This is a genomic window from Lacticaseibacillus suilingensis (genome assembly GCF_016861845.1).
Lineage (GTDB): Bacteria > Bacillota > Bacilli > Lactobacillales > Lactobacillaceae > Lacticaseibacillus > Lacticaseibacillus suilingensis.
Map to the genome: position 1 here is coordinate 138669 of NZ_BOLV01000005.1, position 9713 is coordinate 148381.

The 9713-nt window shown below is 48.5% G+C and carries 6 protein-coding genes; 3 read left to right on the plus strand and 3 right to left on the minus strand.

The genetic code is table 11. The features are described from left to right. Nucleotides 1–5 precede the first annotated feature (5 nt). On the plus strand, nt 6–1172 hold the full coding sequence (locus JUF11_RS04645) for a GNAT family N-acetyltransferase (protein WP_204118554.1): 1167 nt from the start codon (nt 6–8) through the stop codon (nt 1170–1172). 104 nt (nt 1173–1276) lie between these two features. After that, nucleotides 1277–2161 carry a GNAT family N-acetyltransferase gene (locus JUF11_RS04650; protein ID WP_204118555.1) on the plus strand — a complete coding sequence of 295 codons (885 nt, stop codon included), beginning with the start codon at nt 1277–1279 and terminating at the stop codon, nt 2159–2161. 57 nt (nt 2162–2218) lie between these two features. On the opposite strand, the gene JUF11_RS04655 is transcribed toward JUF11_RS04650, so the two are convergent. Continuing rightward, nucleotides 2219–2983, minus strand: a complete 765-nt coding sequence (locus JUF11_RS04655; protein ID WP_204118556.1) for a MurR/RpiR family transcriptional regulator — start codon at nt 2981–2983, stop codon at nt 2219–2221. A 94-nt stretch (nt 2984–3077) separates the two neighbouring features. After that, entirely contained in the window at nt 3078–4406 is a 1329-nt protein-coding gene (locus JUF11_RS04660) for a PTS sugar transporter subunit IIC (RefSeq protein WP_204118557.1), read from the minus strand. A 137-nt stretch (nt 4407–4543) separates the two neighbouring features. Here JUF11_RS04660 and JUF11_RS04665 point away from each other — a divergent pair, with 137 nt between their 5' ends. Continuing rightward, a complete protein-coding gene (locus JUF11_RS04665; RefSeq protein ID WP_204118558.1) occupies nt 4544–5755 on the plus strand; it encodes a neutral/alkaline non-lysosomal ceramidase N-terminal domain-containing protein in 1212 nt (403 codons plus the stop codon). A gap of 107 nt (nt 5756–5862) precedes the next feature. Here the strand turns inward: JUF11_RS04665 and JUF11_RS04670 are convergent, their stop codons facing one another. Continuing rightward, nucleotides 5863–9315, minus strand: coding sequence for a polysaccharide lyase family 8 super-sandwich domain-containing protein (locus JUF11_RS04670; protein WP_204118559.1), 3453 nt, complete (start codon nt 9313–9315; stop codon nt 5863–5865). Nucleotides 9316–9713: the final 398 nt, after the last annotated feature.

The window sequence follows — 9713 nt, forward strand, 5'->3', positions numbered from 1 at the left end:
AAAACATGCAAGTTCGAGGTTTTCAAACCCAATCTGATGTTGATCAATCGATTGAACTTCGAAAATATGTTTTTCATTCACAATACACGGCGCAGAAGGCCAAGGACTACCGGTGTCTGCTCAACATGGGCCAAGGAATCGGGGCGTTTGACGATGATGAACTAAAAGGCCAATTGATTAATCTGCCTCTTACTGTGAATTTTTATGGCCAGTCGTTAAGAGCCGTGGGTATTAACCATGTTGGCGTCTACCCCGAAGCACGCGGGCGTGGAATCGCCACCCAATTGGTTCGCCAAAGCTTAATGGAGGCACATCGGCTTGGGCAAGTCGTGGCGATATTGCAGCCATTTGCGCCTTCATTTTACCGGCAATTTGGGTACGAGCTGTATACGCAGCGCCTTCATTATGAAATACCTGTGGAACGCTATCCGAATTTTCCCATCGATCGCGTTTATACTGTAGCGAGGAAGCAGCCGGCAGAATTGACAGGTGATCAAATTGATGCGATCCAAGCGCTGTACACGCAAGAGGTTCATCAAACTCACGGTATGCCATTTCGGGATGCCCCATGGTGGCAGCGGCAAGCGGCCCAGTATCCAGACTTGAATTATGCCCTGCTGTACCTTCACTCATCGGTGGTTGCTTATCTGAGCTATCGTAAGGTGGATACTACGATTGAAGTGGTTGATTTGATTGCCGCTGAAAATCATTGGCGGCAACAGTTGCTAGGCTTTCTTGCTGCCCATCAATCTAACGTGTTTAAAATCGTTGGGATGTCAACGACCGCCAAGGCGCTTAGTTTTGACTTCGACGATCCGCGAATTGAACAGTATATTTACCAGGACACGATGGCAAGAATTGTTGATATACCTGCCTTCTTTCAATTCTGGTTAAGTGCTTTTCCAATCCAACAGAGCATTCAGTTTAGTGTGAAAGACGAGTCCGCGCCTTGGAATTCTGGCACCTATACTTTGAACGCCCAGGGGGTCGATTACACCGCAGAAATAACGCAGGAACTCGTCTCGCCGCAAACCCTGGCCGCGATTTTTCTAAGCTTTCTGACCACTGCCCAACTGGACAAGTTGTTCGACGCAACTCAGAAGCGTTGCGTGCATGACCTGATTGCATTGACAGGTGGAAAGCAAATTGCACACTTTATCACTGAATTTTAGTGTCGTTTCAGCGGCTTCAGAAACGATTAGGGGAGGAAACAATGGCAATCGCAACTTTTTCGTCCCAGTATCTCGATGCCACGATTCAGGTCTGGAATCAAACCTTGGCGGCTGATCCAATCGATCTTGCCGGCTTCACGAACCGAGTTTTACTGGATTCAAAGTTCGATGCGCAGCATTTTCTTTTAATGCTTGACGGCCGCCAGGTGGTCGGTTTTCTCTGGGCAACAGCCGACCAGGCAACACGGCAAGGGTGGCTGATCGCGATGGGCGTTTTGCCGCAAGCACAGCATCAAAGGCGGGGAGCGAGTCTGGTGACTCGTATTCAGCAGATTTTTGTTGGTGAAGGTGCTCAGCAGATTACCCTCGCCGCGTACCCTGCAAGTTATCTCTTTCCAGGCGTGGATACAGCCGCCTACCCGAACGCGTTGCCATTCTTTCAGAAGTTAGGTTTTGTGAAGAGCGGTGAGGCCGTGTCGATGCAGCGCTCCTTAGTGAATTACCACCGGCCAATCAATTTCGACCAAGTATTAACCCAAGTCGAAGCTTTGGGGATTAAAATCAGGCCATTCCAACTGAGTGATACCTATTCGCTTTTAATGTTGCTTAGCCAAGACTTTGCCCCAGATTGGCAAGTCAATGTGCGCCAGGCAATCAAAAGCGGCTTGGCGTCAAGGACCATCATCGTTGCAGTTAATCAACACGATGAAATTAATGGTTACTGTCAGCGGGCGATTGATGCTAGCGCTGGGCGGTTTGGCCCCTTTGGCGTCAGAAGCGATATGCGTCGTCAGCACCTAGGGTATGTCCTTTTCCATACCATGTTGATCACAATGGTAAAGCAACATATCTATCACGTGTATTTTTTTTGGACCGATGGAGACGCCCAAAGATTCTACGCAAAGAATGGGCTGATTGTTTATCGAAGCTATTCGTTACTAAAGCAGACGTTAGCTGAGAATCCACAAACGCAAATAATCGATCAGTAATGCAAAGAACCGGCCTCGTTAACCACTTGTTGACGAGGCTGGTTCTTTACGCTGAGCTTATTCACTTGTCGCATAATAATACGAAATGACTTCCGCAAAACTGTACAAAATCGTCCGATTATCAATTTGATGCGGCGTGTTATCGACTTCGGTGATATGCGTGGAAGGCAAGATAATGGTTTCTGGTGCTAATTTCAGTAATGGTGTTTCTTGATTCATCGTGATGAGAAAAACTGGCGTGTGTAGGCGCTTGGCCCGGGTGAGCAGGGCCTGATAGGAATGAACAGAAGCCGTGATCGAGAAGATAATCAGCAGGTCATCTTTGGTTAACGCGTGGGTGAGGTAGTCGACCCGAATTTGGTCGGTGACTGGTTCAATGAATCGGTCCTCTGAATACATGGAATAGACTAGCTGCTCCGCTGAAAGCCCAGAGTTCCCAATCCCAATGGCTTTGACGCTGGCGTGATTATGGATGGCAGCAACGAGGCGATTTAACGGTTGTTCTAGATCCATCTGTGCGAGAATTTGGAAGGTTTTTGTGTAGCCGGCCATGATACGTTGAAGGCGCGTCGACTGTGCTGCTTCAGGCGCTGGTGCGGCCAGGAGCTTGGCGACATCGAGTTTGAATTCGGGATAACCTTTATAGCCTACCTTTTTAACAAAACGCTGAATGGAGGCGACTGAGACGTTGTATTGCTTAGCGGCCTCCTGAATTGAGCGTTCCGCAGACGCGGCAGGGTTGGCCAGGATGGCTTGGTAGACGCGGCGTTCAGTTTTGGTTAGGGTCGTGTAATAAATCCCAATGCGTTCCTCCAGGTCCATATCAAACCATCCTTCGTTTTTGATACTTACATAGTAGCACGAAAACGCCTGTTGCAACGTGCAAGCAGACGTTTCCTTAGTTTTCTAATTGCGCTTATTCAGCTGCGGGTTCACCTTGCTCATCTTTGATTGAGAGTTGCCGATCATAAGCAATCATGAATGGCGCCACAATCACGAAATCAATCGCGAAAATCAGGAACCAGACAATCAGTGAATGCCAATCAAGCGTTGAAATCAACGCATAGAGCGGTGCGGGCAAAGTCCACGGCACACTCATCGCGGTTTTACCCATAAATCCAAGCGTGGTGGCGAAGTAGGCAATTGGCATATCAATCAGCAAGCAGATGAAGCTAGGGATGAAGGTGAAGAGGTTCATCACGGTTGGGATCCCGAAGACTTGCGGTTCGTTGATATTGAACAGCGTTGCTGGCCAAGCCAGCCGTGACAGGGATTTCAGCTGTGGAGACTTGGCGAAGACTAACATGCTGACCAAAATGGCGATGTATACTGCGGCTTCACCGAAGATGAAGGTGAAGTTCCCAACGAAGATGTTGGTCAGTGGCTTGTGCTGAGCGTATTCCTGCAGGTTTTCAACCAAGCCGGCGGTCCAGATTGGCGTCGTGACCGCCGAAATCATGTTGTCACCATGAATCCCGAAGAACCAGAAGATGAGGGCGACTTCGACCAAAATCATCATGGAAATGAGCGAAGCCCCGGCGTGCATCAATGGCTGGAAAATCGCGAAGATAAAGGTGCCGATGTTGGTGTTGAAGTGCCCCAACAAGCCGTTGATTCCGCCGAAAATCAGCAGGTTAGCAATCAATGGCAGCAGCACTTCGAATGGTGCGGCCACGGCTTGAGGGACTTGACTCGGCATCCGAATCGCAATCCTGTGATCGATGAGGAACCGGTTAATTTCAATGACGAGTAGCGCAATGATAATGGCGGCGAACATGGAATTAGAACCTAATAATGTCGTGTCGATTTGAAGCACTTTATTGACGGTCTTGGGTGCAGCAACGACGGCAAAGAACGTCATCAACGCCACTAGGGAATTAGGAAAAGCCGCCATTTTATAGGACTTGGCGAGTTGATAGGAAACCCCTAAGACCACATAAACTGAGATAATCCCGATTGAAAGATTGAAGGGAACAGTCAAAATATCATAATTGCCTTGCGCCCAGTGCATCCAGGCCAAAAGAAAATTATTGAAGAAGTTGGTTGGCTTGACCAAGTCGGTGTTGACTGGCGGGTTCGCAATCATCAACGCGATACCACCAATGATGGTAAAGGGCACCAAGTTGGTTAAACCATCACGCAACGCCGCAAGATGACGCTGGTTGGAAATTCGATTGGCCACAGGCACAATCTTCGCTTCCATGAATTCTTGGAAATGATCGAAGAAGCGATTCATTCTTTTCATCACAATGCCTCCTAACGAAAAATGAAAACCATTACAACGTCAGTATAGCATCGATGATACAAATATCAAGAAAAAGTTTATAAGTGATATTTTTCGTCAAAAGTGTTAAGCTGGGTTTAGGTTAAGGAGGCACGGCAATGCTTATTGGAACAGACAACCAGTTGATTGACCCGCAAATCGGGTGTGAGATGGAAGGCTACGAAAGCCGCCGCTCCACAGGACGACATGATCATTTGACTACATCGGTGTTTTATCTGGCAAAAGGGGAGACGCGACTACTTTTCATCGCCCTTGATATTGTGGCTGTGCCGGGCTATCGCGCTGATCGCATTAAACGGCAAATCACCGCGCAATGGCAGGTGCCGGCGGAGCAGGTAGTGATTGCCGCCATTCACACGCATTCAGGACCCACGGTAACGGATTTGTTGCTCGACTACCCTGACATCGATGAAACCTATTGGCAGCAGATCGATACGCAGACGGTGAAGGCTGTGGCCAATGCCATCCAGAACGCTCAGCCAGGACGCTTGGCATTGCGGGCCGCGACGGTTCCTGATGGCATCTATGCGAACCGGGATCAGGCGACGATGCCTTACAATCGCCAGCTGGCACAATTAGTGGCGTTAGATGATGACAATAAGTTGCTTGGCGCTTTGCTCCTATTAGGGACGCATCCGACCATCATGAACGTCCAAAATACCCAGTTATCCGCCGATTTGGTCGGTGGGGTACGGCAGGCGTATCAGAAACGCTTCGGCATTCGACCAGTGGTGATGCTAACGGATTGTGGGAACACCAGCACTCGGTACACCCGGCGGGAGAGCTCCTTTGATGAAGTGATGCAAAAAAGTGAGCAACTCGTGGCGGGCTTAATTAAAGCGGTGGACAAACCCGTTACACTCGGCCGCTTGCAAAGCCAGCAAGTCACATTGACCAGTGATTATAACCCAATGACTAATCCGGATGCCCAGGTCTTGTGGACCAAAATAAACAATGAAACGCAAGCGGCGACGGGAGCCAGACAGGATGAGCTGAAAGGCTTCTTGAGTACCTATCAGCATATTCGCAATTTTGGCCATACCCATTTTCAGGCGCATAGTACGATTTTGGATTGTGGGGATTTGCGCATTGTGACTTATCCAGGCGAACTGGTGCACACGCTTGGCGCACGCATTCGGCACGCGGATGATAAGCCAACGTTACTGGTGACCTTAGCCAATGACTATCGGGGTTATTCGGTGAATCAAGAGGATTTCGGCCAATACTTCGAGAGTTACAACAGTGTGCTGCTCCGCGGTACGGCCGATGAATTCGTGGCGCGGATTGTCGCGGCAGAGCAAAACATGTAAAGTAAACAGCCCTTCCGACTGATACAGCGGAAGGGCTGTTTTGTGGCAGAGTAGTGCAGGTTATCTACATATCAATTTGGGAAAAATCTCAACGTTGTACATAATCGCTAACTAAGGTACTTGCGGTGATTAAAGATTTGTAAAGCGAGGATTCCGACAATAACGGCGCCGATGAGACCTGCAAGAACCGCACTGAACATACTTTCACCTGTGTTTGGCAGGCTGGTTTTACGCTTATCGGAGTTAAGCACTTTTTTAGTGGCCTTTTGGGTTGCAGGTGTTTGCGTAACAGCCGACCTGTTACTTTGATGAGAGCCACTCTGCAGTTTATTGCTTTCGTGATTTTCGGTGACGACTGGTTTGGTTGTATCTGGTTTGTCAGTTACCGACTGCTCACCTTTCGGAGAGTTCACATGGATGGTGACACTGCGACTGGCGCCGTTTAGGTTAGTTGAGTCGAAGATGAGGAGATCACCCTTCACGGCGAAGACGGAATCTACATCTGCCGATGCAGTGATGTCGTGATTGAATTTAAGGGTGATTTTTTCGTTGCTTTGAGTGGGGTCGGAGATGTTAATCTGGTAATCATTATTTCCAAGGTCCTTAACGATTAGTGAGCTCGGTTGATCAACGCTAAGCAGGTCGGACAGGTTTTCGGCTTTAGTCCAGACGTTTGCCAGCATTCGGTTACCATCTTTGATGGCCTGAACGTCAGCCGTGTTTGCGAGAACCTGATACTCTGGGTTAGCGGCCAGCTTGGCAATCTGCTCATCAGTCGCGCCTGGAACGGTAACATATTCGTATTTGCCATTTGTGACTTTTTGGCCATGATTGATTGCCAACGTTAGGTAGTCGAAGGTGTAAACTTTTGGCGTGCCATGGGTGGGGTTGATATCAGCATATTTACCGGTACGCGCCGCTTCGGAAGCGGTGACATTATCATTCCCAGCAGCGACGATATAGCCGACGTTAGTCTTAGTTTTACCGGTGTTGATGTTGGCCCATGAGTTAACGGTAGTTCCATTTTTGAAAGCAGCCCCGTCAACTGTAACCTTGGTGTCAGGTGTGCTGAGAATACGGTTATCAAGAATGGTTTCGATATCAGCCGTAGTTGAACCATTGATGCCGGCTCCAAGATTGACAATCTGGCCGTTCAACAGGAACCAGGACTTCTTGGCAATCAGATTTTGCTTAAGGTTTGTTTTATTGAGTGCCATACCAATGGCTGCAACTTCATTATCCTTAGAACCGCCAACCCATTTTTCAGGGCTAGTCTTACCGGCGTGAGCACCATCTGCCAGAGGAATTGTGTCGACAGTGATCCCGGGCAAGCGATAAGGGTCGACGGTCGGCCAGAAGCCTTCGCCAAATTGAGTTAGATCATCGTTGTAAAGATAGAACATACCGTCAGCGGTATGGAAAGCGTGTCGGTTTTCGCCGTTACCGTATTCGTAGGTGAAGACCTTATCAGAGTACATGCTGATGCCAACAGAGTAGGAAGGTGTTCGCTGCACCACCCTATTTATCTTGGCGAGAATATTGATAACTGGCAGTTCAGAGATTTGACCTTGACCAGCATCAACGGCCTTTTGAAGGTCGACCAAAGTGCCATAGTCGCGGGGGTTCTCAAAGTAGTTGAACCGATCGCCAACTTCGCGAATTGAGGTTGCGATTTCCTGATATATTTCGTTTCTCAGAGCGACAGGGGCAATGGAGGCAACCATTGATAAACCATCAAAGGATTTTTTCCCGGAGTAGAGCTCTGGCGCATCTGGGGAGAGGCCGGCGCCACGGGAGATTGAACGGCCTGAGAACATTGAAGGCATCCGACCATTAACAATCAATTCAACAGAGCCCTTTTGAACATATTGAAAATATGGAACGAGTTGCTCGTCCTTGATGGCCCATGGCGTCGAGTCTAGAGTGGCAACAATGCGGGCGATTCCTCGTAACATGTCGGCACCGTATGCACCGTTGTAGGCGTGCTTCTCATGTTGAACAAAGGAGCCATCCGCATACATACCATCGCCGGTCTGGGAGAAACCGAGTACTTCTGGCATCTGCTGCTGAACAAGCGCAATACGGTTGGTGTCATCAACGAGTAGGCCACTGCCAAGAACTGCTAGGGCAATATCTGTCAGGTTAGCGCCGGTAGCCTTACCGCCTGTGAACATAACATCAGGCGCGGCATCATATAGAGTGATGGGCTTGACATATTTAGCCAATGCGGTAGGGTCCTTGGCTTTTAGATCATCATAGAGCAGCATCAGTGTATCAACTAATGGCTGTGAGGAGCCGATGTTCCAGTCCCACCAGTTATCTGAATGGTAAGTGCCGTTGTATTTTTTGGTGGTAATCATATAGTCAAGCGCATCAATAATTGCTTGATAGACTGCGGGATCTTTGTACTGTTGGCTCAATGGATCGCAGTAGCCTAAGGTGAGAGCCTTGATATTAACAAAAGTACTTGTCATGTCGGCGGAGGCGGAGGCAGTTGGTACTTTGGCCCAGATAGTCGTCCGGTCGGCACTGCGGTCCATTGTGTTCCACAGCTCATCACTCTTATCTGCAACACTCTTCAGATAAGCGCGGATGTTCGGGTTGGTTAGATCTGGCGCCTTTGGCATCAGACGATTAAGCCAGCGTTCGCGCATCATGGCGAGGGTCGTGTCAGATTCAATCTGTGAGAGCACAGTCACTTGAGTTTCACTGTGAAGGCCAGTGACTTTATCAGTCAACGAAACGGTGGCAGTGCCAGCGCCCATCGCCGTGAGCTTTCCGTTGGCCACTGAGACAATGGCGTCATCGCTACTGAACCATTGAAGGTTTGAGTTCTCTTCGTTAAGTACGAGCCCAGTTGGCGTTGTTGTGTATGTGAGGTCTTTGTTCTCCCCTGGAGTCAATGTAATTTGTTTTGCATCAAGTTGAAGACTGGACAAGACCCGCTTGGCACTATAGGCCTCAATCTCGTATATGCTTGAGGCATACCAGTTTATGCTACCAGAGGGCTTGGTGTTTTTGAGCTGGTGATACTGAATATAACGTACAGGGGTAGCGCTGAATACGATTGGCAGGGAATAGGCTTTCTTGACTTCGGTATCTTTGACCGTCAGCCTAGGCGTATAGTTTTTTCCATCAGGTGAGGTTAACACTTCATAATCAGTCGTCGTACTCTTGAATGACAGATCCAGTTCGCTGATGGTTTGAACTTTCCCTAGATCGATAGTTAAGGTTTGATCACCGTTTGTTTCTCCGGCAGCACCCGCCCAGCGCGTCGATGCATCACCATCGACGACCATCGCTGCAGAGAACTGATCACTTTCCTGACCGGTGGCGGTCGCGGCCGTGCCCTGAGCTAAGTTGGGATTAGCGGCCGGTGTGGTCACAGTAGTCGACGGTGTATCCGTGCTAACTAGCGTTGTGGTGGCACTATTTTGTGCATTGTTAGTAGCTTCAACGGCGGTGCTGGCAGTTGCGAAGACAGCAGCACCAGCGACAACGGTTGCGCCGGCAACAAGCCATTTTCTTTGTGCCAGCTTTAAATGAACAGCTTTTCTCATTTCATCCTCCTGAGCTTCAGAGAAGTTGAAAGACATCAGTTCTCTGGTTGCCATGATTGAGACAGAGTGCGATATACAACATCGTCAGTTCAATGAAACTTCTCCAATTTGTTCTTGATTTCAAGCTAACGCTCCTTTCCGCCAGATATTATAAGCGCTTACAAATAAACTTGTAAATACATTTAATTTATTTGAATTTGTAAGATATATTTTTGCCTTATCATTGTGTAAAGCGGGGAATTATTGAATGATAGTAGGAAATACTGGTATAGCGGGAATTCATTTTGTTTGCAGGTCGTTGCCAATAGCGAATATTAGGCACTTGAATTGTCAAGCTAAGTGGAACATCTCTGACCAGAAGACTTCCAGCGAGGATTTCCAACCAAACATCTTGCGTG